The sequence below is a fragment of the Notoacmeibacter sp. MSK16QG-6 genome, assembly GCF_024158145.1.
Taxonomy (GTDB): domain Bacteria; phylum Pseudomonadota; class Alphaproteobacteria; order Rhizobiales; family Rhizobiaceae; genus Notoacmeibacter.
In genome coordinates, this window is sequence record NZ_JAMYXM010000001.1 from 1,467,653 (window position 1) to 1,487,621 (window position 19,969).

General features: G+C 60.1%; 20 protein-coding genes. 13 read left to right on the forward strand and 7 right to left on the reverse strand.

The features are described 5' to 3' along the window. Positions 1-3: 3 nt before the first annotated feature. The 7 genes from NIM86_RS07060 to NIM86_RS07090 form a co-directional block, all read right to left on the reverse strand. Positions 4-1,059 carry a GGDEF domain-containing protein gene (locus tag NIM86_RS07060; protein WP_253380370.1) on the reverse strand — a complete coding sequence of 352 codons (1,056 nt, stop codon included), beginning with the start codon at positions 1,057-1,059 and terminating at the stop codon, positions 4-6. A 151-nt stretch (positions 1,060-1,210) separates the two neighbouring features. After that, positions 1,211-1,867 (reverse strand): septation protein A, encoded by a 657-nt coding sequence (locus tag NIM86_RS07065; RefSeq protein ID WP_253380372.1) that lies wholly within the window; start codon positions 1,865-1,867, stop codon positions 1,211-1,213. 77 nt (positions 1,868-1,944) lie between these two features. Beyond that, positions 1,945-3,300 (reverse strand): signal recognition particle-docking protein FtsY, encoded by a 1,356-nt coding sequence (gene ftsY / locus NIM86_RS07070; RefSeq protein WP_253380374.1) that lies wholly within the window; start codon positions 3,298-3,300, stop codon positions 1,945-1,947. 26 nt (positions 3,301-3,326) lie between these two features. Then, on the reverse strand, positions 3,327-3,587 hold the full coding sequence (locus NIM86_RS07075; protein WP_253380376.1) for a hypothetical protein: 261 nt from the start codon (positions 3,585-3,587) through the stop codon (positions 3,327-3,329). Next, the gene (gene mtaB, locus NIM86_RS07080; protein ID WP_253380774.1) at positions 3,584-4,834 is read right to left on the reverse strand and encodes a tRNA (N(6)-L-threonylcarbamoyladenosine(37)-C(2))-methylthiotransferase MtaB; all 1,251 of its coding nucleotides are present in this window, start codon (positions 4,832-4,834) and stop codon (positions 3,584-3,586) included. Before mtaB ends, NIM86_RS07075 begins: the two co-directional genes overlap by 4 nt. Before the next feature lie 116 nt (positions 4,835-4,950). Beyond that, complete coding sequence (gene dapF / locus NIM86_RS07085; RefSeq protein ID WP_253380378.1) at positions 4,951-5,847, reverse strand: diaminopimelate epimerase; 897 nt, start codon at positions 5,845-5,847, stop codon at positions 4,951-4,953. A gap of 108 nt (positions 5,848-5,955) precedes the next feature. Then, positions 5,956-6,117: a DUF1328 domain-containing protein gene (locus NIM86_RS07090; protein ID WP_253380381.1), complete on the reverse strand. Its 162-nt coding sequence runs from the start codon at positions 6,115-6,117 to the stop codon at positions 5,956-5,958. 226 nt (positions 6,118-6,343) lie between these two features. On the opposite strand from NIM86_RS07090, the gene NIM86_RS07095 reads away from it, so the two are divergent. From NIM86_RS07095 to NIM86_RS07155, 13 genes are all read left to right on the forward strand, one after another. After that, on the forward strand, positions 6,344-6,952 hold the full coding sequence (locus tag NIM86_RS07095) for a protease inhibitor Inh/omp19 family protein (protein WP_253380383.1): 609 nt from the start codon (positions 6,344-6,346) through the stop codon (positions 6,950-6,952). Between the two features lie 109 nt (positions 6,953-7,061). Further along, complete coding sequence (gene zapE / locus NIM86_RS07100; RefSeq protein ID WP_253380385.1) at positions 7,062-8,246, forward strand: cell division protein ZapE; 1,185 nt, start codon at positions 7,062-7,064, stop codon at positions 8,244-8,246. Positions 8,247-8,327: 81 nt separating this feature from the next. After that, the gene (locus NIM86_RS07105) at positions 8,328-8,561 is read left to right on the forward strand and encodes a DUF3072 domain-containing protein (protein ID WP_253380387.1); all 234 of its coding nucleotides are present in this window, start codon (positions 8,328-8,330) and stop codon (positions 8,559-8,561) included. Positions 8,562-8,656: 95 nt separating this feature from the next. Continuing rightward, positions 8,657-9,061 (forward strand): VOC family protein, encoded by a 405-nt coding sequence (locus NIM86_RS07110; RefSeq protein WP_253380389.1) that lies wholly within the window; start codon positions 8,657-8,659, stop codon positions 9,059-9,061. Next, entirely contained in the window at positions 9,061-9,942 is an 882-nt protein-coding gene (locus tag NIM86_RS07115; RefSeq protein WP_256478406.1) for a DMT family transporter, read from the forward strand. Before NIM86_RS07110 ends, NIM86_RS07115 begins: the two co-directional genes overlap by 1 nt. A 246-nt stretch (positions 9,943-10,188) precedes the next feature. Beyond that, the gene (gene mdh, locus NIM86_RS07120; RefSeq protein WP_253380392.1) at positions 10,189-11,154 is read left to right on the forward strand and encodes a malate dehydrogenase; all 966 of its coding nucleotides are present in this window, start codon (positions 10,189-10,191) and stop codon (positions 11,152-11,154) included. Between the two features lie 32 nt (positions 11,155-11,186). Then, entirely contained in the window at positions 11,187-11,753 is a 567-nt protein-coding gene (locus tag NIM86_RS07125) for a hypothetical protein (protein ID WP_253380394.1), read from the forward strand. A 26-nt stretch (positions 11,754-11,779) separates the two neighbouring features. Further along, positions 11,780-12,973 (forward strand): ADP-forming succinate--CoA ligase subunit beta, encoded by a 1,194-nt coding sequence (gene sucC, locus NIM86_RS07130; RefSeq protein ID WP_253380395.1) that lies wholly within the window; start codon positions 11,780-11,782, stop codon positions 12,971-12,973. A 13-nt stretch (positions 12,974-12,986) separates the two neighbouring features. Then, positions 12,987-13,889, forward strand: coding sequence for a succinate--CoA ligase subunit alpha (gene sucD, locus NIM86_RS07135; RefSeq protein ID WP_253380397.1), 903 nt, complete (start codon positions 12,987-12,989; stop codon positions 13,887-13,889). A gap of 150 nt (positions 13,890-14,039) precedes the next feature. Continuing rightward, a complete protein-coding gene (locus NIM86_RS07140; RefSeq protein ID WP_253380399.1) occupies positions 14,040-17,045 on the forward strand; it encodes a 2-oxoglutarate dehydrogenase E1 component in 3,006 nt (1,001 codons plus the stop codon). Positions 17,046-17,079: 34 nt separating this feature from the next. Further along, on the forward strand, positions 17,080-18,693 hold the full coding sequence (gene odhB / locus NIM86_RS07145; protein ID WP_253380401.1) for a 2-oxoglutarate dehydrogenase complex dihydrolipoyllysine-residue succinyltransferase: 1,614 nt from the start codon (positions 17,080-17,082) through the stop codon (positions 18,691-18,693). A 6-nt stretch (positions 18,694-18,699) separates the two neighbouring features. After that, positions 18,700-19,197, forward strand: coding sequence for a hypothetical protein (locus tag NIM86_RS07150; RefSeq protein ID WP_253380403.1), 498 nt, complete (start codon positions 18,700-18,702; stop codon positions 19,195-19,197). Further along, positions 19,190-19,942, forward strand: a complete 753-nt coding sequence (locus tag NIM86_RS07155; protein ID WP_253380405.1) for an SDR family oxidoreductase — start codon at positions 19,190-19,192, stop codon at positions 19,940-19,942. The genes NIM86_RS07150 and NIM86_RS07155 overlap by 8 nt, the downstream gene beginning before the upstream one ends. Positions 19,943-19,969: the final 27 nt, after the last annotated feature.

Below are 19,969 nucleotides of genomic sequence, written 5' to 3' on the forward strand. Positions count from 1 at the left end.
TGGTCAGGCGGCGATCCGCAGCCGATTGCGGCCATCGGCTTTGGCCGCGTAGAGAGCCCGGTCGGCCGCCACAAGCAGCTGCGAGGGGTCTGAACGGACTGCAGCGCCCTTGTGCGTCACGCCAAAGCTGGCGGTGCAGTGAACGAGTTCGCTGCCTGCCTTGACGGGATGCTTCTGAATTTCCTTCCGAATGGCCTCGGTGCGCTGTAGCGCGCCTTCGAGACCGACATCGGTCAACAGCATGCAGAATTCCTCGCCACCGATTCGTGCAACCATGTCCTGAGGTCGGGTGCTGTTCGTCAGTATGGTCGCCACAGCTTTGAGAACATCGTCTCCGATCGCATGACCGTAAGTGTCGTTGATGCCTTTGAAATGGTCCAGATCGCACAGAATGACGCTGAAATCAGCTCCGCTATAAAACAGGGCCTTCAACTTCCGGTCGAAGGCCAGGCGATTGCCAAGTCCGGTCAGCGGATCGGTGTTGGCGAGGTCGGCAAGGATTAGCCGAGACTTTTGAAGCTTTTCCAGTGTCCAAACGAATCGCAATTCGATGATGACGATCAGAACAGACATCAGCGAAAGCGTGGTGCAATAGGTCAGAAGGCCAGCGACGGACATAGCCGACAGCGCAAATGTCGATACGCTCAGCGAAAGGATCGCGGTCGCCAGAATGAACAGCCCGCCGGCAATGCCGCCTATGACGAAAGCCGCGCCAAGCGCCGGAAAATGCCACGCAAAGCGCATTTCGTCGGCGACGACCAGCACGTCGCCGGATAGGAGCACAACGGCGAGGCCGACAATGAAACTCGGAATGGCATACTGCGTCGTTGCGGGCTTGCGCCTGATAAGCTGGCTCAGGCCGAAAGAGAGGACACCGAAGGTGACGGTCAGCCAGAGATGAAAATCCGGTAGAACCCAAAGACCGCCGACAGCCGCTATCGCGCAAACAATGCAGGTAACCGATGTCGCGAGCAGCATTCCATGCGATAGCCAGCTACGAAACGCTTCCAGTTCCGGGAAACGACCGAACGCACGACTGCCGCCGATCTTTTCACTCATCAGATTCATCGCCCACCCCGGCATACGCCGGGCCCCTACCTTGAGTAAGAATTTAACGATGGACTCTTAAGATGGGGTTTCGTTGCAGTGCGAAAAGGACAAATAGGCCTTTGAACGCCGGGGGTTAGCTGCTGCCTTGCAGCAGCGATAGCTAATGCTTCTTTCCCTGCTCGTCAGGCAGGCTGTTTTTCATGATGATCGGCAGCATGGCCAGCGTGAAGGCAAAAGTGATGGGCATGATGCCCCAAACCTTGAACGCGACCCAGAAATCGGTCGAGAAATTCCGCCAGACGATTTCGTTCAAAATCGCAAGAGCGATGAAATAGATGCCCCAGGCGAGCGTCAGCTTCCGCCAGCCTGCATCTGTCAGCCGAAAGGCGCTGTCGAAAACATAGGCGAGAAGCGAGCGCCCAAAGAGCAGGCCGCCTAAAAGAATGAAGGCGAAAAGGCCATTCACGATGGTTGGCTTGACCTTGATGAATGTCTCGTCCTGCAACCACAAGGTCAGACCGCCGAAAACCAGAACGACCACGCCCGAGACCAGCGGCATGATCGGCAATTTTCGCGTCAACGCCCAGGATACGGAAAGCGCGATAGCCGTTGCGACCATAAATGCCGCTGTTGCGATGAAAAGGGGACCGCCCAGCCCGGCCAAACTCGGAAAGGCGTCGGCTATTGCCTCCCCCCGCGAATTGGCAAAGAAAAAGACCATAAGCGGGCCAAGTTCGAGCGCCAGCTTGAGAAGGGGGTTCAGTTCCCTTCTTTCGGGGCTGCCAGGTTTCGCCTCGAACATGTCGCCGCCTGTCATGAATCGTTCTCCCGTCACACTGAGCCACACATAGGGTATGCCGTGGTTGGATGGAAACTCTCAAATCGTCGGCTTGGTCAGACCCTGTCCGGCGACATGCCGGCGATGACACGCGCGAAATCGCGCGCCTCGAAAGGCTCGAGATCCTCGACGCTTTCGCCCACGCCAATGAAGAAGACCGGCAGGCGGAATTTCTCGGCAATGGCGACGAGAATGCCGCCTCGCGCCGTGCCATCCAGCTTGGTCATGACGAGGCCGTTGACGCCGGAGACCTGCTGAAACATTTCGACCTGACGCATGGCGTTCTGACCGGTCGTTGCATCAAGCGTCTGCAGGACCGTGTGCGGTGCGGTCTCATCGATTTTTTTCAGAACGCGGACGATCTTGGCCAGTTCATCCATCAATTCGGCCTTGTTTTGCAGTCGGCCGGCAGTGTCGATAATCAGGACGTCGGAGCCGTTTTCCCTGGCCCGTTCGAAACCGCGATAGGCGAGGGCGGCGGCGTCTGCGCCGAGTTCGGTCGCGACAACTTCCGATCCGGTCCGGTCGGCCCAGATCTTGAGTTGCTCGATAGCGGCGGCGCGGAAGGTATCGCCGGCGGCAAGCGTCACCTTAAGTCCGCCTGCTGTCAGCTTGGCAGCCAGTTTGCCGATAGTCGTTGTCTTACCGGTGCCGTTGACTCCCACCACAAGAATGACGTGCGGCGCATGGCCGAGGTCGAGTTCGAGCGGCGTCGCGACCGGCGCAAGGGTCTGCTCGACTTCCCGCGCGACGACCTTCTTTACATCGTCCATCGAAAGATCGCCGCCAAAGCGCGCATCGCGTAACTTTTCGAGGATGGCGGTCGCGGTCGGCACGCCAAGATCGGCGGAAACCAGCGCATCCTCGATATCGTCGAGCGCGTCTTCGGTAAACTGGCGACCGGCGAAGGCGACGGACAGGTTTTCTCCCATCGCGCGGGAGGAACGAGCGAGACCCCCCGTAAGCCGCCCCAGCCAGGAAGAACGCGATGGCGAAGCCGATGCATCGCCAAGGCGCTCAACGGATTTCCCGACCCGGACACGATTTTGGCTGGCGGGCTGTGGCGGCGCAGCCGGCTCGGCGAGCGAGTCCGGCGCCGTCAGCTCCTCCTCGCCGCCTGCGAAGTCACCGCTGTCGCGTTCCTCGGCCACCTCATCCGAGGGCGGTTCGATAAAGGGTTCGGGGCTTGCCTCGGCGGCAATCCCCGCCTCGGTCGGGCCGGCTGGCGCAACGCCATCGATATCCGCCGTTTCCGCGCTCGGCTGGAAGGTGCCATCCGGAGCGAAGCCGTCGGCCTGGGCGAAGGATCTCTCCTCCGGAACGGCGCCAGGTTGGTCTAGCGCGTCCGCCTCATCGCTCTCTTCGTCCTTGCGTCCGAAAGAGAAAACCTTGCCGAGAAATCCGCGCGCCATATCGGTCCGTTCGTTTGTTGAGACGTTTATTCGCCGCTCTTTGCAGCGTCTTTGCCCTCGGCATAGTCCTCGGGCATGTTCTTGATCGGCTCCGCGCCGGACGTCCGGTTGGACGAAGCGCCGGCTTCGGCATCGGCGATGACGTTGGCCGCCGCCGAACCATGGGCATCGGCATCGGGCGCGTCAGTGACATGGATGGCCGGCTTTTTCAGCTGGCCGGTCGCGGTTTCGACATCGCCATCCTCGCCTGGCTTTCTGTCGATCGTATCTTTCTGAATATCGCTCATGAGTAGACGGGCTCCCTTGCTTCCTGAGCCGCCAATCGGCCCTCAAGGGACAAACCGTCATGGCCTGTGATGGTTGCCGAATGAATAGCGCCCGGCATGATTTCGTCCCGTCTGTCGAGCTGCACGGGCGTGTAATCCGGCGTCCTGCCGAAACCTTCTTTTTCAATCAGAACCGGTTCGAACATGCCAACCTTCCGCCGAAGATGCGCCGTCAAGGCAGCGTCACCAGCGCGGCGCAGTCGGGCTGCCCGTTCCTTCACAGTGGCACGCGGCAGTTGCGGCATCCGGGCTGCCGGCGTTCCTTCCCTCGGCGAGAAAGGAAAGACGTGAAGAAAGGAAAGGCCGCACGCCTCCACCAGCGACAGGTTGTTTTCGAAAGCCTCGTCGGTCTCTGTCGGAAAGCCGGCGATGAGATCGGCCCCGAAGGAAATTTCGGGCCGCAGCGATCGCGCTTTTTCACAAAAGGCAATGGCATCGGCGCGCAGGTGTCGCCGTCTCATCCGCTTAAGGATCAAGTCGTCGCCGTGCTGCAGCGACAGATGCAGATGCGGCATCAGCCGCTCCTCATCGGCGAGCGCCGCCAGAAGATCGTCATCGGCTTCGATGGAGTCGATGGAAGACAGGCGCAGGCGCTTCAGCTCCGGCACGCCTTTCAGAATGGCGCGAACGAGACGGCCAAGCTTCGGCTGTCCGGGCAGGTCGGCACCCCAACTCGTCATATCAACGCCGGTCAACACCACCTCGGCATAGCCGTTACCAACGAGACGCTTCACCTCTTCGACCACGCCGCCAGCCGGCACGGACCTCGAATTGCCGCGGCCGTAAGGAATGATGCAGAAGGTGCAGCGATGGTCGCAGCCATTCTGCACCTGCACGAAGGCGCGCGCACGGCCCTCGATGGCATCGACCATGTGCGCTGCGGTTTCGGTCAGCTCGAAAATGTCGTTGACGCGGACTTTCTCATAGGCATTCACCCCGAAATCCGGCAGGGCGCGGTAGCTCTGCGCCTTCAGCTTGTCGCCATTACCGATGACGAGATCGACTTCATCCATCGCGCCGAAAGCGCCCGGCTCGGTCTGTGCGGCGCAACCGGTAACGATGATGCGTGCTTCAGGGTTCTCGCGCCGCGCCTTGCGGATGGCCTGGCGAGCCTGGCGGGTTGCTTCGGCGGTGACGGCGCAGGTGTTGAAGACCAGCGCGCCGCCCGGCAGGTCGCCGAGTCCGGCCGCATTCGCCTCCCGCTTCATCACCTCGCTTTCATAGGTGTTGAGCCGGCAGCCGAAGGTAACGACCGAGACGCCGGCCTTCTCATCGGGCTGTTCCGTATCGATCCCCTGCCGGTCCGGCAGTGTGAGGGCGCGATTCATGCGTTTTCAGCTTCCGTTTCCGCTTCACGGGTGAATGCGCCTGTAAGCGGGTTCATCCGGCCCGACCATTCCCACTCAGTCGGTCCGGTCATGATCACGTGATCGTCTTCACGCCAGAGAAGATCGAGCGGGCCGCCCGGCAGGTTCACCGTCACATGCCGGTTGGTGCGGTGACGGCGGACGCCGGAGACCGCTGCTGCACAGGCTGCCGAGCCGCAGGCTTCGGTCAAGCCGACACCGCGCTCCCAAGTGCGCAGATCGATGGTCTGTTTGTCTCGGATATAAGCGAGCGAGACATTGACCCGTTCCGGGAAAAGCGGGTGGTTTTCGACCAGAGGACCGAACTTCTCCAATTCGTAAGACCAGACATCGTTATCGACGAAAAAGACCGCATGAGGATTGCCCATGGAGACGACCGCTGGCGAATGGACAATCGGGTCGTCCGCCGGACCGACCGCCAGTTCGATATGGCGGGTGTCCTGAAACGCCTCCGAAAGCGGAATGTCCTGCCAGTCGAAGCGCGGGGTGCCCATGTCGACGGCAATCTGGCCATTATCGCGCTCTTCGGCGTTCAGAATGCCGGCGGCGGTTTCGAAGGTGAAACGATTCTTGCCGGTCTCCGCCGACAGCGCGCTGACGACGCAGCGGGTGCCATTGCCGCACGCGCCGGCTTCAGAACCATCGGCATTCAGAATGAGGATGTGCTGATCCGTGCCATTCAGGCGTGGGTCGTGGACGGCCATGATCTGGTCGAAGGCTGTCTCTGCATCCCCGGCCAGCGCGATTGCGGCTTGCGGACTGACGCGATCATGTCGGCCCCGCATATCCACGACGAGAATGCGGTTGCCGAGCCCGTTCATGCGGGCGAAGGGGGCGGTCGTGTCGTCGGTCATCGGGCCGGTCGGTCAGGGTGGCGCTGCTTCGCACGGCCGAAACGCCGCGCGATCTCCGCCGCTATATGGCGGAAACCGGCGGCTTTTTCCAGAGCACGGCCCGGACGGTCAGGCGATTGCGATGATGCCCAGCACCGCCAGAAGGAAGAGAACCAGGACGATCGCGATAAGAATCTTCGCGCCGGTCATGGCGGCGCCTGAAATGCGGCCAAGGCCCAGCAATCCGGCGACTGCGGCCACGATAAGAAGGATGAGAATCCATTTGATCATCGAAGAACTCCAGATAGCGTAACGATTGAAAGTAGTTGGCGTCCAAGGTCCTGTCGGCAAGTGGCCGGGAACGCGGGCCACCGTCTGTGACCTTGTTGCAACAATTGCCCTGTTGGCCGCCTTACATGGGTTTTGTTATTCATCTGCTCTTGCCGCGACCAAAAAAGCGCCCTTTTCTGTGACAAGAGGGACACATTGATTTGCGTAAGCGGTGGGGAACAACCCAATGAACTTCATTCAACGAGGCGGAACACGTGTTCCGTTGGCTTTTACAATCGCCATCGGAATGGCGGCCATGACCGTCGCGGGATGCACGTCCAGCCGCTTCGACGGCGCCTATAACCAGCCGGCGGCTTCGCCTGCGCCTCAGCCATTGCAGCCGGCGCCTGTCCAGACGGTTCAGAGCAATCAATTGCCGCCGCCCGTCGATCCGGCGACGGCATCGCAGAGCAGCGATCCCAACGATCCGCTCAACCCGCCGCAGAGCGATACGGTCGATGTTGCCGCTGTCAGCCCGACGCCGGAGTCGAGCCCGTCCGTAACGGCTGCTGGCGCTCCGATTAGCAAAGGCGAAGTGGTAGGCAACTGGAAAACACAGGCAGGCGGCGCAAGCTGCCAGATGTTCCTGACGCTGACGAAGTATGGAACGGCGTCACGAGGCGGGACACGCGGATGCTCCGGCGATCTGGCCAATCTTCGCGGTTGGGACGTCAAAGGCAGCCAGCTCGTGCTTTATGACGAGAGCGGCGGCACGATCGGACGGCTTTATGGCGCAGGACCGGGCCGTTACTCCGGCCAGACCTCATCCGGTACGCCCGTCACGCTCTCACGCTAGAGATGCGCAAGGGATGATGACGAAGCCCAAAGGCGCGGCGCTGGCCGCGCCTTTTCATTTGCCCGCATTTTCTTGACGCCGCATAGCGCCCAGCCTAATCGCCCCGATCATGAGCACAGCACCTCACACCGGCCACGAGCTTGTCGATCCTTCGCCCGTTCGCGAAGCATACGAACATAAGGTGTCGACCGACGATCTGGTGGCCGATCCGATCCAGCGCGATGCGGCCGACCGGCTCGACCGGCTCGTCAATGATCTTGCCGAAGCGCGCCCCGCTACCAAGAGCAGCGCTCTCGGCTGGCTGTTCGGCAAGCGGCGGGAGAAGCGCAGCGTACGTGGTCTCTACCTGTATGGCGGCGTCGGTCGCGGCAAAACCATGCTGATGGATCTCTTCTTCGCGCATGCTCCGCTGAAGCGGAAGCGGCGAAGCCATTTCAACGATTTCATGGCCGATGTTCATGACCGGATCGGTGCGCACCGGCAGGCGCTCAAGAACGGTGAGGCGAAAAGCGACGATCCGATACCTCCTGTCGCCGAGCAGATCGCCGAGGAAAGCTGGCTGATCTGTTTTGACGAGTTCACCGTGACCGATATTGCCGACGCCATGGTGCTGTCGCGCCTGTTCTCGGCGCTTTTCGATAATGGCTGCGTTCTGGTTGCGACCTCCAATGTCGCGCCGGACGATCTCTACAAGGACGGACTGAACCGTTCTTTGTTCACACCGTTTATCGATGTCTTGAAGGCCCATACCGACATTATGGAGCTGGATAACGGTCACGATTACCGGTTGGACAAGCTATCCGCACTGCCGGTTTACATGACGCCGCTTTCGGAAGAGACCGCACGGCAGATGGATCGGGCCTGGCAGACGGCGACAGACGGCAAGAGCGAAGACGCCGAAACAGTGGAAGTGAAAGGCCGAACGATCGAGGTGCCCCGCACGGCTGGCCGAATGGCCCGATTCACCTTCGATGAGTTGTGTAATCGCCCGCTCGGCGCGCGCGATTACATGGCGCTGACGGACCGCTTCGACCATTTTTTCATCGAAGGCGTTCCGCAGATGGATCTGGACCGGCGCAACGAAGCCAAACGGTTCATCCTGCTGATCGACACGCTGTACGACCGCAAGAAATGCCTGCACCTGTCCGCTGCAGCGCCGGCCAGCGATCTGTATGTCGGTAAAAGCGGTACGGAATCCTTCGAATTCGACCGGACTGTCAGTCGGCTGATCGAAATGCGCGACGAGAACTGGCCTCCCAAAAATGCCGCTGGCCGGGTTGCGGCTGGAGAATGAGCTTTGGCTAGCCGATAAAATAAGCCGACCGGGAACGTCTTCGAACATAGAACATTATGTGAACAAACCACAGGAGTTTGCATGATGACGACCCAGTCCAATCCCAATCCGAAAGATGAGCCGGTCGGTAATGCCGAGAAAGACCCTGAAAACTGGGTGACCGGAGATGAAGAGATGACCGGCGCACAGGCGAGTTATCTCAAGACCCTGAGCGAAGAGGCGGGCGAGCCGTTCGATGACGGCCTCACAAAGGCCGAGGCCAGCCAGCGGATCGACGAATTGCAATCGACGACAGGACGCGGCCAGGCTAAATGATTTGATAGGCTTGCTCCTCAGCAATATCTGGTCGAGCCGATGGAAGCGATGTAGAGCGCAATCGGCGTCAATCTCATCGCACCGCCGAGTTCTGCATGGCTTTCTCGATTGCCCTCGTCACCCTTATCGTGCCCGATTACGACGAGGCGCTCGCCTTTTATTGCGGTATGCTCGGCTTTAATCTGCTGGAAGATACGGATCTTGGCGGCGGGAAACGCTGGTTGCGGGTTTCGCCGGATGGCGGCGGCACCGCTCTTCTTCTTGCAAAGGCAGCGACGGATGGGCAAGCGAAGTCTATCGGCTGTCAGGTTGGTGGGCGCGTGGCGTTTTTCCTTCAGACCGATGCGTTCGATCGTGATTGGCGGGCTATGAGCGACGCAGGCGTTCATTTCGTTGAAACGCCTCGCGAGGAAAGGTACGGCAAGGTTGCCGTGTTCGAAGATCCCTTCGGGAATCGGTGGGATCTGATCCAGCCGATGCGTGCGCTCGCCGATCGATGATGAATCGTCCCATACCTCTGCTTCTGTTGACCGGTTTCATGCTGGGCTTGATCTTTCCGATGGGCCGCATCGCTGTCGAGGCAGGCGTGCCGCCTATCGTTTGGACATTCCTGATCGCAGCGGGATCGGGCATCGGGCTCGGCTTTCCGCTCATTCATCGTCTTCGTCGATGCGACTGGCCGAAAGGCTTCTGGTTCTATGCCGTGGTTTCTGGCCTTATCTCCAACGTCTTGCCGAACCTCATCGTTTTCGCCAGCGCACCGCGTCTCGGCGCGGGTCATGTCGGGCTCATGTTCACACTGTCCCCGGTCTGTACTCTGGCGCTTTCGCTGGCGGTCGGAATGCGGCGGCCCAGCCCCATCGCCCTTGCCGGAATCGCCATCGGTTTTGTCGGCGCCGTGATCCTGGTTCTTGGCAAGGGTGAGGTGAGACCGGTTCAAGCCGATACGCTGTGGCTGTCTCTGGCGCTTCTCATTCCGGTGTCTCTCGGTCTTGGCAATATCTATCGCGGCCTCGCATGGCCCGACGGCGCTGGCGCGATGGAACTGGCTTCGGCCAGCAATCTTACTTCGGCGCTCATGCTCATTGGAGCAATTGCGAATTTTGGCGGGGGTGTTCAGCAATTGGCGACATTAGGCGGCGTGCCTGCCTTGAGTGGGGCGCAACTTGTTCTATCCTGCGCTTATTATCTCACTCTTTTTGCACTTCAGCGCGCTGGCGGACCCGTTTATCTCAGTCAGATCGGCTATGTCGGTGCGACAGTCGCATTGGCTAGCGGAGTGCTTGCGCTAGGTGAGCAGTACGGACCGATGACCTGGGCGGGCGCGGCCATCGTTTTGATCGGCATCGGTTTTACGATACGCGCCCAACTGCGCCGATAGGCGGTTGTGGGAGCGCGTAGGCCGAGTTGATTTGAAATAGTGAAAAGTTAGAACCAATATTTTTGACTTTTACGTAAGAATTTTTCTGTTCAAACGATTGAAATACATGAGCTCAAAAGAATCGGTTGCGAAATAGTTCGGTTCGGCCTAATTCCGTTTCATCCTTTTCGATGCCGGTCTCCAGATGGGCCGGCATTTTGCACATTAGCCGGCATAGGCCGGCGTCGACCGGGAGACATTGTCCATATGGCACGCAATAAAATCGCTCTTATCGGTTCCGGCATGATCGGCGGCACGCTCGCCCATATGATCGGTCTGAAGGAACTCGGAGACGTCGTTCTGTTCGACATTGCAGAAGGCGTGCCGCAAGGCAAAGGCCTAGACATTGCGGAAAGCGCGCCGGTCGACGGGTTCGACGCCAATTTTTCAGGGGCCAACGATTACAGCGCCATCGAAGGCGCCGATGTCTGCATCGTGACCGCCGGCGTGCCGCGTAAGCCAGGCATGAGCCGCGACGACCTGCTCGGCACCAACCTCAAAGTGATGGAGCAGGTGGGCGCCGGCATTGCGAAATACGCGCCGAACGCTTTTGTCATCTGCATTACCAACCCGCTCGATGCGATGGTCTGGGCGCTGCAGAAATTCTCCGGTCTGCCGAAGAGCCACGTCTGTGGCATGGCGGGCGTTCTGGACTCGTCCCGCTTCCGCCACTTCCTGGCCGACGAATTCGACGTCTCAGTCGAGGACGTGACGGCGTTCGTGCTGGGTGGCCATGGCGACACGATGGTGCCGCTGACCCGCTACTCGACAGTCGCAGGCATTCCCTTGCCGGATCTTGTCAAGATGGGCTGGACCACTCAGGGCAAGCTCGACGAGATCGTCCAGCGCACCCGTGACGGTGGGGCGGAGATCGTCGGACTTCTAAAAACTGGTTCGGCTTTCTATGCGCCAGCTTCATCCGCCATCTCGATGGCTGAAGCTTACCTCAAGGACAAGAAGCGCGTTCTGCCCTGCGCCGCCTATCTCAACGGCGAATATGGCGTGAAGGATATGTATGTCGGCGTGCCGACCGTGATCGGCAAAGGTGGTGTCGAGCGCGTCATCGAGATCGACATGAATGGCGACGAGCAGGCGCAGTTCGACAAGAGCGTCGAGTCGGTTCAGGGCCTTTGCGACGCCTGCCGCAATATCGCGCCGCAACTGGGCGAATAACCGTTACCGGGGAGCTTCTGGAGGATAGGCGGATGAGGCGATTTGCTTCTGCTTTGCTTCTTCTAATGGCGGCGACATTGCCTGTCGGCGCGGCGGAGTCCGTCTATTCCAAGCTCGACCTCGATCGGTGCGACATTCTCGATCAATATGAGGAGGGCGGGGGTTTCGATGCACGTTGCAGGGGCATTGACGGTTATCCCGTCTATGTCAGCGAAGGCGACGCCCGCATGAGCGTCAGCTTCGGCGAGCCCGGCAAGACCTTCGGTACGTTCGGCCCCTTCAATTCCCTTGGCAAGACGGTCGAGTGGCGAATGTTCAATGGCGAGCCGCATGCCGCCATAATCCGATATCACCTGGAGACCGGGAGTGAGCCCAATGAAAAGGGCGATGCACTCGTGGTCTACAAGGTTGCGCGCAGCGGCGATGCGGGCTGCCCCATGGCGGCCATTGATGTTTCCACGACGGAGCAGCCTAACGGCGTCGCCAGAGGCGTCGCGGCATTTGCGCCGCGTTTCGACTGCGAGCGTTCCGCCATCATTATCAGCGGTCCGGAGGGACTCGGCCGCTCATTCAATCCCGCCGTGCCGGAAGGCCGCTAGGCGGACCCGCCCCAAGAGGAGTCAGAATGAATATTCATGAATATCAGGCCAAGGCGCTGCTGAAGGAGTATGGCGCGCCCGTGGCTGAGGGTGTGCCGGTTTTTGAGGCCACAGAAGCAGAGGCTGCGGCCAAGAAGCTGCCCGGGCCGCTCTATGTCGTGAAAAGCCAGATTCACGCGGGCGGGCGCGGTAAAGGCAAATTCCGTGAGCTGCCCGCTGACGCCAAGGGCGGTGTTCGCCTCGCCAAATCCGTCGACGAGGTCGTCCAGAACGTCAACGAGATGCTCGGCAATACGCTTGTCACCAAGCAGACCGGCGATGAGGGCAAGCAGGTCAACCGCCTCTATATCGAAGACGGCGCCGACATCGACCGCGAGCTTTATCTCTCCATCCTCGTCGACCGTTCGACTGGCAAGAACGCCTTCGTCGTTTCGACCGAGGGCGGTATGGATATCGAGGCGGTCGCCGAGGAAACGCCGGAAAAGATCCTGACCCTGCCGATTGATCCGTCGAGCGGTGTGACCGGAGAGGATTGCGACAGGCTATGCGAGGCGCTGAAGCTGGACGGCGCGGCCAAGGAGGACGGCCACAAGCTGTTCCCGATCCTCTACAAAGCCTACACAGAGAAGGATATGAGCCTGCTCGAGGTCAATCCGCTGATCGTCATGACGGACGGCCATCTTCGGGTGCTCGACGCCAAGGTCTCGTTCGATGGCAATGCGCTCTTCCGCCACGACGACGTGACGGCTCTTCGCGACAAAAGCGAAGAGGATGAAAAGGAAATCGAGGCGTCCAAATACGACCTCGCTTATGTCGCGCTCGACGGCAATATCGGTTGCATGGTCAATGGCGCGGGTCTGGCCATGGCGACGATGGATATCATCAAGCTCTATGGCGCGGAGCCGGCCAACTTTCTCGATGTCGGCGGCGGCGCAACGACCGAAAAGGTCACAGCGGCGTTCAAGATCATCACTGCCGATCCGGCGGTCGAGGGCATTCTGGTCAATATTTTCGGCGGCATCATGAAGTGCGACGTGATCGCCGAGGGCGTGATCGCAGCGGTCAAGGAAGTGGGCCTGAAAGTGCCCCTCGTTGTCCGTCTCGAAGGCACCAATGTCGAAAAGGGCAAACAGCTCATCAATGAAAGCGACCTGAACGTCATCGCCGCAGACGATCTGGACGATGCGGCGCAGAAGATCGTCAATGCGGTGAAGGGCTGAGGGCAGATTCGATATGAGTATTCTCGTCAATAAAGACACCAAGGTCCTCGTGCAGGGCCTGACCGGCAATACCGGCACGTTCCACACCGAGCAGGCGCTGGCCTATTACGGCACGCAGATGGTCGGCGGCACGCACCCCAAGAAGGGCGGCCAGACCTGGCAGGGCTCCAATGGCGAAGAACTTCCAATCTTTGCCTCCGTGAAAGAAGGTAAGGACGCCACCGGCGCCAATGCTTCCGTCGTCTATGTCCCGCCGGCAGGCGCGGCCGCTGCGATCATCGAAGCGATAGAGGCGGAAATTCCACTGATCATTTGTATCACCGAAGGCATTCCGGTGCAGGACATGGTCAAGGTGAAGGCCCGCCTGGCGGACAGCAACTCGCGCCTTATCGGGCCGAACTGCCCGGGCGTGCTGACGCCGGAAGAATGCAAGATCGGCATCATGCCGGGCTCGATCTTCAAGAAGGGCTCGGTCGGCATCCTGTCGCGTTCGGGCACGCTGACTTATGAGGCCGTCTTCCAGACTACCAATGAAGGCCTCGGCCAGTCGACCGCGGTCGGCATTGGCGGCGATCCGGTCAAGGGCACCGAATTTATCGACATGCTCGACATGTTCCTCGACGATGACGAGACCGAGTCGATCATCATGATCGGCGAGATCGGCGGTTCTGCCGAAGAAGACGCCTCGGAATGGCTGAAGGAACAGGCCGCAAAGGGCCGCAAGAAGCCGATGGTCGGCTTCATCGCGGGTCGAACCGCGCCTCCCGGACGGACCATGGGCCATGCCGGCGCGGTCATCTCCGGCGGCAAAGGCGGCGCTGACGACAAGATCGCGGCAATGGAAGATGCCGGCATCACGGTCTCGCCGTCGCCCGCGCGCCTCGGCAAGACGCTGGTTGAGGTTCTGAAGGGCTAAGCCCACTTTAAGATTTATCCTGGCCGGTCGTGAGGCTGGCCGGGATTAGAAGTGGCGGTCGGGGAACTGCCGGAACGACAGGCGAGGGTGCCGCAAATTGGATTGGCGGCGAACATTTCAGGAGCCGGGTGTAACGTCCGGATAAGTGCGATGGCACGGAACGACCAACAGAACGAAACCTTTGCCGAAAGCTCGTTCCTTTACGGCGGCAATGCCGACTATCTGGAGCAGATTTATGCGCGCTGGCAGGACGATCCGTCGTCGGTCAGCGAAGACCTCCGCAGCTTTTTCGAAAGCGTGGGCGACGAAGCGGCGATCGTAAAGAAGAACGCCGAAGGTCCGTCGTGGGAGCGACCGGACTGGCCAATCGCCGAGAATGGCGAAATGGTCTCCGCGCTGGATGGCGACTGGGGCGCGGTCGAGAAGACGCTCGAGACAAAAATCCGCTCGAAAAGCGAGAAAGTGGCGGCCCTGCGCGGCGAGCCGGCTGTTTCGCAGGAGCAAATTCACCAGCAGACACGCGATTCCGTGCGCGCAACGATGATGATCCGCGCCTATCGCGCGCGCGGCCATCTTCACGCCAATCTGGACCCGCTCGGTCTTGCGGGCGACAAGGAAGATTACGACGAACTGTCGCCGGCCAATTACGGTTTTGAGGAAAAAGACCTCGATCGTCCGATCTTCATCGACAATATGCTGGGGCTGGAGACCGCGACCGTTCGCCAGATGATCGATATTCTGCGGCGGACCTACTGCTCGTCGATCGGCGTGGAGTTCATGCATATCTCCAATCCGGAGGAGAAGCTTTGGATTCAGCAGCGAATCGAAGGTCCCGACAAGGGCGTCGATTTCACCGATATGGGCAAGAAGGCGATTATGCAGAAGCTGGTCGAGGCCGAAGGCTTCGAACAGTTTCTCGACGTCAAATATCGGGGCACCAAGCGTTTCGGCCTGGACGGGGGCGAAGCGGTGGTGCCTGCGCTGGAGCAGATCATCAAGCGTGGCGGCCAGCTCGGTCTGAAGGAAATCGTCTTCGGCATGGCCCACCGCGGCCGTCTCAACGTCCTCAGCCAGGTGATGGCGAAGCCCCATCGCGCGATCTTCCACGAGTTCAAGGGCGGCTCGTTCAAGCCGGACGAGGTCGAGGGATCGGGCGACGTTAAATACCATCTCGGCGCTTCGTCGGACCGCGAGTTCGACGGCAACAATGTGCACCTGTCACTGACGGCCAATCCGTCCCATCTGGAGATCGTGGACCCGGTGGTGCTGGGTAAGGCGCGAGCCAAGCAGGATCAGCATTTCGGCCGCAAGCGCGAGGAAATCGTCCCGCTGGATGCGCGGGTCAAGGTCCTTCCGCTTCTTATCCATGGCGACGCCGCCTTTGCCGGCCAGGGCGTCGTGCCGGAATGTTTCGGCCTTTCCGGTCTGCGCGGCCACCGCGTCGCCGGTTCGGTGCATTTCATCATCAACAACCAGATCGGCTTCACCACCAATCCGCGCTTCTCCCGCTCCTCGCCCTATCCGTCAGATGTCGCCAAGATGATCGGGGCGCCGATCCTGCACGTGAACGGTGACGATCCGGAAGCGGTGGTCTATGCGGCGAAGGTCGCCATCGAATTTCGTATGAAGTTCTTCAAGCCGGTCGTCATCGATATGTTCTGCTATCGTCGCTACGGGCACAATGAAAGCGACGAGCCGAGCTTCACCCAACCGAAGATGTACAAGGTCATTCGCCAGCATCCAACGGTCGTCTCGCTCTACGGTGAAAAGCTGATCGAGGATGGTTTGATCAGCGAGGGCGAACTGGACAAGATGCAGAGCGACTGGCGCGTCCATCTTGATGAAGAGTTCGACGCTGGAGACGCGTACGAACCCAATAAGGCCGACTGGCTGGACGGTGCGTGGCGTGGTCTTCGCAAGGCCGATGTCGCCGACGAACAGCGCCGTGGCAAGACCGCCGTGCCAAAGAAAACCCTGGAAGAGATCGGTCGCAAGATCTCGACCGTTCCGGAGGATCTGGAAGCGCACAAGACGGTTCGGCGTTTCATGGACAATCGCCGCAAGATGATCGAAGCGGGCGAGGGGATCGACTGGGCGACTGGCGAAGCGCTGGCTTTCGGCTCGCTTCTGATGGAAGGCAGCCCTGTGCGCCTTTCCGGTCAGGACAGTGAACGCGGCACGTTCAGCCAGCGTCATTCGGTGCTCTACGATCAGCGCACTGAAGACCGCTATGTGCCGCTCAACAATCTCGGTGCGAACCAGTCCTATTTCGAAGTCATCAATTCCATGCTCTCCGAAGAGGCTGTGCTCGGCTATGAATACGGCTTCAGCCTTGCCGAGCCACGGGCGTTGACGCTTTGGGAGGCGCAGTTCGGCGATTTCGCCAATGGCGCGCAGGTGGTGTTCGATCAGTTCATATCGTCTGGCGAGCGCAAATGGCTGCGTATGAGCGGTCTCGTCTGCCTCCTGCCGCACGGCTATGAGGGGCAGGGGCCGGAACATTCTTCGGCACGGCTGGAGCGGTTTTTGCAGCTTTGCGCCGAAGACAATATGCAGGTCGCCTATTGCTCGACGCCGGCGAACTATTTCCATATTCTGCGTCGCCAGCAGGTGCGCGATTTCCGCAAACCGCTGATCCTGATGACGCCGAAAAGCCTGTTGCGCCACAAACGCGCGGTTTCCAAACTTTCGGAAATGAGCGGCGAAAGCACCTTCCATCGCCTGCTTTACGACGATGCGGAGTACAATCCGGATTCGGTTGAGACCAAGCTCGTCAGCGACAGCAAGATACGCCGCGTGGTGATGTGCTCCGGCAAGGTCTATTACGATCTTCTGGAGGAGCGCGAAAAGCGCGGCATCAACGATATCTATCTGCTGCGCGTCGAACAGCTCTATCCTTTCCCGGCCAAGGCGCTCATCAACGAATTGTCTCGCTTCAAGACAGCCGAGATGGTCTGGTGCCAGGAAGAGCCGAAGAATATGGGCGCCTGGAGCTTCATCGACCCTTATCTCGAATGGGTGCTGGCCCATATCGACGCCACACATCAGCGGGTTCGTTACACCGGACGAGCGGCTTCGGCCTCGCCGGCAACGGGTCTGATGAAGAAACATTTGGAACAACTCGAGGCTTTCCTCGAGGACGCGCTCGGCGACTGAGCGGATCAACGGAAACGAAGAACGGATCGAAAATATGGCAACCGAAATCCGCGTCCCCTCGCTTGGCGAAAGCGTGAGTGAGGCCCAGATCGGCGAAATCTACAAAAAGGTTGGCGACACGGTCGCCAAGGATGAGAGCCTTCTGGAACTCGAAACCGACAAGGCGGCGCAGGAGCTGCCTTCTCCCGTTTCCGGCACGATCACCGAGATCGCCGTTGAGACGGGAGATGAGGTCGAGATCGATACACTGCTCATGACGATCGAAGAGGGTGCTGCTTCTTCTGGCGGTGGTGAGAAGGCCGCGGATAAGCCGGCGGCCGACAAATCGCAGAAAGAGCCATCCGGCAGCGGCGGCGCCGGCGGAAGCAGTGGCGGTAAGCTGGTCGACGTCAATACGCCGTCGGCTGGCGAAAGCGTGACCGAAGCGGATATTGGCGAAATCTTCGTCAAAGTGGGCGATACGGTGAAAGCCGATGATCCCTTGCTCGAACTCGAAACCGACAAAGCTGCGCAGGAAGTGCCGGCTCCGGTTGGCGGCGTCATTCGTGAGATTGCCGTTTCCGAAGGCGATACGGTCGAGCCGGGCGATCTGCTGGTCAAGATCGAAGAGGGCGCACAGGGCGGTTCGGCTTCGAGCGATGACAAGGCTGCCGATTACGGCGGCGGCAAGCAGATCCGCGGCGAATCGGGAACCACCGCCAGCCGCGATGAACGTCACGATGGCGATATGGACGGTGCAGGCCGCGATCCAGCGCCGGCAGCGGCCAAGCTCATGCGGGAAAACGATCTGACGAAGAGCGAAATCTCCGGCTCCGGCAAGGGTGGTCAGATTCTGAAGGGTGACGTGCTTGCAGCCATCGAGCGCGGCAAGGATGAAAGCTCTTCCCCCGCGCCGAAGAAGGAAAGCAAGCCGGCGCCGGCGCGCCCGGCGTCACAGCCGGACGACGCGGAACGCGAAGAACGCGTGAAGATGAGCCGGCTTCGCCAGACCATCGCGAAGCGCCTGAAAGGTGCGCAGGAGACAGCCGCGATGCTGACCACCTTCAACGAGGTGGATATGAGCGCGGTGATGGATCTGCGTAAGAAGTACAAGGAAGTGTTCGAGAAGAAGCACGGCGTGAAGCTCGGTTTCATGGGCTTCTTCACCAAGGCCGTCTGTCATGCGCTGCAGGAAATACCTGCTGTGAATGCCGAGATCGATGGCAGCGACATCATCTACAAGCATTTCGCTCATATCGGCGTAGCAGTGGGCACCGATCGCGGGCTTGTCGTTCCGGTCGTTCGTGATGCCGATCAGATGTCGATTGCCGAAATCGAGAAGGAAATCGGCCGGCTTGGCCTTGCGGCGCGCGATGGCGAACTGACCATGGCCGACATGCAGGGGGGTACCTTCACCATATCGAATGGTGGCGTTTACGGCTCGTTGATGTCCACGCCGATCCTGAACAGTCCGCAATCGGGCATTCTCGGCATGCACAAGATCCAGGAGCGGCCGATGGTTGTCGGCGGGCAGATCGTTGTGCGGCCGATGATGTATCTGGCGCTTTCCTACGATCACCGGATCGTCGACGGCAAGGAAGCCGTAACTTTCCTCGTGCGCGTCAAGGAAAGTCTGGAAGACCCCGAACGCCTCGTTCTGGACCTGTAGGGGAAGATGCGGCCCGGCGCGCCATTGCTGTTGGTTCTGGCTGTCGGGCTTGCCGTTTCGCAGCCGGCCTACGCCATCTGTCTCCAGGGCCATGCGATCTATCACACGGCCAACAGCCGGACTGAACTGGCCTTCGTGACGCCGAAGGACGTGCCGCCTAGAATCCATGAGGTCGATGTGCGGCTCGGTGCATTGGAAAGCCGGGCCTACATCAACCCGTCCGCCGAACTGGACCAGCCGGTGATGACGCTGCCACATCAATGTCTTGAAGACGATTTGACGCAAGACGATCTGGAGTCATGCATTCTTTACCGCAGCGTGGTGTACGCGCTGTCTGCGGGCGAGACGCTGCGTATGCTTCCTGATGCTGACGAACAAGCGGCCTCGCAGATTCTGCTGCCGAATTTCAGCATTTCACTCTACCACAATCCGGCGCTCGATCCCATCGAAGCGCGGCAGAATGCGGGAGACATCTTCACGCTGTCGGGGTGTGGGCATGAGTGACAAAGGCCTTCTCCTCGTCACGGGCGGCTCGCGCGGGATCGGCGCAGCGGTCTGTCGGCTGGCCTCTCGGGATGGCTGGGCAGTCGCGCTCACCTACCGTTCAGCGAAAGGCGAGGCGGAAGCGGTCGCAGCCGATATCAGACGGGGTGGCGGAACCGTCTCGATCCATCAGTGCGATACGGCGGACCGCAGTTCGATCGCGGGGCTGTTTGGCGAGATCGATGCTTTGGGCATTCCGTTGAAGGGCCTCGCCAATAATGCCGGCATCATCAACCCTTTCACCGCCTTTATCGATGCCGACCCGGATCGCATGGAACGGCTTTATGCCGTCAATCTAACCGGTGCGACGATCGTTCTTCAGGAAGCTGCAAAACGCATGGCGAAGAGCCGCGGCGGGCAGGGCGGCGCGATCATCAACACCTCCTCCATCGCCAGCCGGCTGGGCGGCGCCGGTGCATGTGTCGACTATTCGGCCTCGAAGGCCGCTCTCGATGTGCTGACCTTCGGCCTCGGACGGGAACTGGCGAGCGAGGGCATCCGCGTCAATGCGGTGCGGCCCGGCATCATCGAAACTGACATTCATTCCGACACCGGCAATCCCAACCGCGTGGCGGATCTGACCGACGAATTGCCGATGAAGCGGGCGGGAAGCGCCGAAGAGGTGGCGGAAACCATTCTCTTCCTGCTTTCCGAACGCGCCTCTTATGTGAGCAACGCGCTCGTCGATATTGGCGGCGGACGCTGAGGTCGGGACGTGAAATCCAACGAAGTG

Coding starts and splice junctions, on each gene's coding strand:
- NIM86_RS07115 (WP_256478406.1), top strand. CDS start 9,061: ATGAATCGTCCCATACCTCTGCTTCTGTTGACCGGTTTCATGCTGGGC.
- sucC (WP_253380395.1), top strand. CDS start 11,780: ATGAATATTCATGAATATCAGGCCAAGGCGCTGCTGAAGGAGTATGGC.
- NIM86_RS07075 (WP_253380376.1), bottom strand. CDS start 3,587: ATGAGCGATATTCAGAAAGATACGATCGACAGAAAGCCAGGCGAGGAT.
- NIM86_RS07065 (WP_253380372.1), bottom strand. CDS start 1,867: ATGACAGGCGGCGACATGTTCGAGGCGAAACCTGGCAGCCCCGAAAGA.
- NIM86_RS07105 (WP_253380387.1), top strand. CDS start 8,328: ATGATGACGACCCAGTCCAATCCCAATCCGAAAGATGAGCCGGTCGGT.
- mdh (WP_253380392.1), top strand. CDS start 10,189: ATGGCACGCAATAAAATCGCTCTTATCGGTTCCGGCATGATCGGCGGC.
- odhB (WP_253380401.1), top strand. CDS start 17,080: ATGGCAACCGAAATCCGCGTCCCCTCGCTTGGCGAAAGCGTGAGTGAG.
- sucD (WP_253380397.1), top strand. CDS start 12,987: ATGAGTATTCTCGTCAATAAAGACACCAAGGTCCTCGTGCAGGGCCTG.
- zapE (WP_253380385.1), top strand. CDS start 7,062: ATGAGCACAGCACCTCACACCGGCCACGAGCTTGTCGATCCTTCGCCC.
- NIM86_RS07125 (WP_253380394.1), top strand. CDS start 11,187: ATGAGGCGATTTGCTTCTGCTTTGCTTCTTCTAATGGCGGCGACATTG.
- NIM86_RS07155 (WP_253380405.1), top strand. CDS start 19,190: ATGAGTGACAAAGGCCTTCTCCTCGTCACGGGCGGCTCGCGCGGGATC.
- NIM86_RS07150 (WP_253380403.1), top strand. CDS start 18,700: ATGCGGCCCGGCGCGCCATTGCTGTTGGTTCTGGCTGTCGGGCTTGCC.
- NIM86_RS07110 (WP_253380389.1), top strand. CDS start 8,657: ATGGCTTTCTCGATTGCCCTCGTCACCCTTATCGTGCCCGATTACGAC.
- NIM86_RS07095 (WP_253380383.1), top strand. CDS start 6,344: ATGAACTTCATTCAACGAGGCGGAACACGTGTTCCGTTGGCTTTTACA.
- ftsY (WP_253380374.1), bottom strand. CDS start 3,300: ATGGCGCGCGGATTTCTCGGCAAGGTTTTCTCTTTCGGACGCAAGGAC.
- mtaB (WP_253380774.1), bottom strand. CDS start 4,834: ATGAAGCGGGAGGCGAATGCGGCCGGACTCGGCGACCTGCCGGGCGGC.
- NIM86_RS07090 (WP_253380381.1), bottom strand. CDS start 6,117: ATGATCAAATGGATTCTCATCCTTCTTATCGTGGCCGCAGTCGCCGGA.
- dapF (WP_253380378.1), bottom strand. CDS start 5,847: ATGACCGACGACACGACCGCCCCCTTCGCCCGCATGAACGGGCTCGGC.
- NIM86_RS07140 (WP_253380399.1), top strand. CDS start 14,040: ATGGCACGGAACGACCAACAGAACGAAACCTTTGCCGAAAGCTCGTTC.
- NIM86_RS07060 (WP_253380370.1), bottom strand. CDS start 1,059: ATGAGTGAAAAGATCGGCGGCAGTCGTGCGTTCGGTCGTTTCCCGGAA.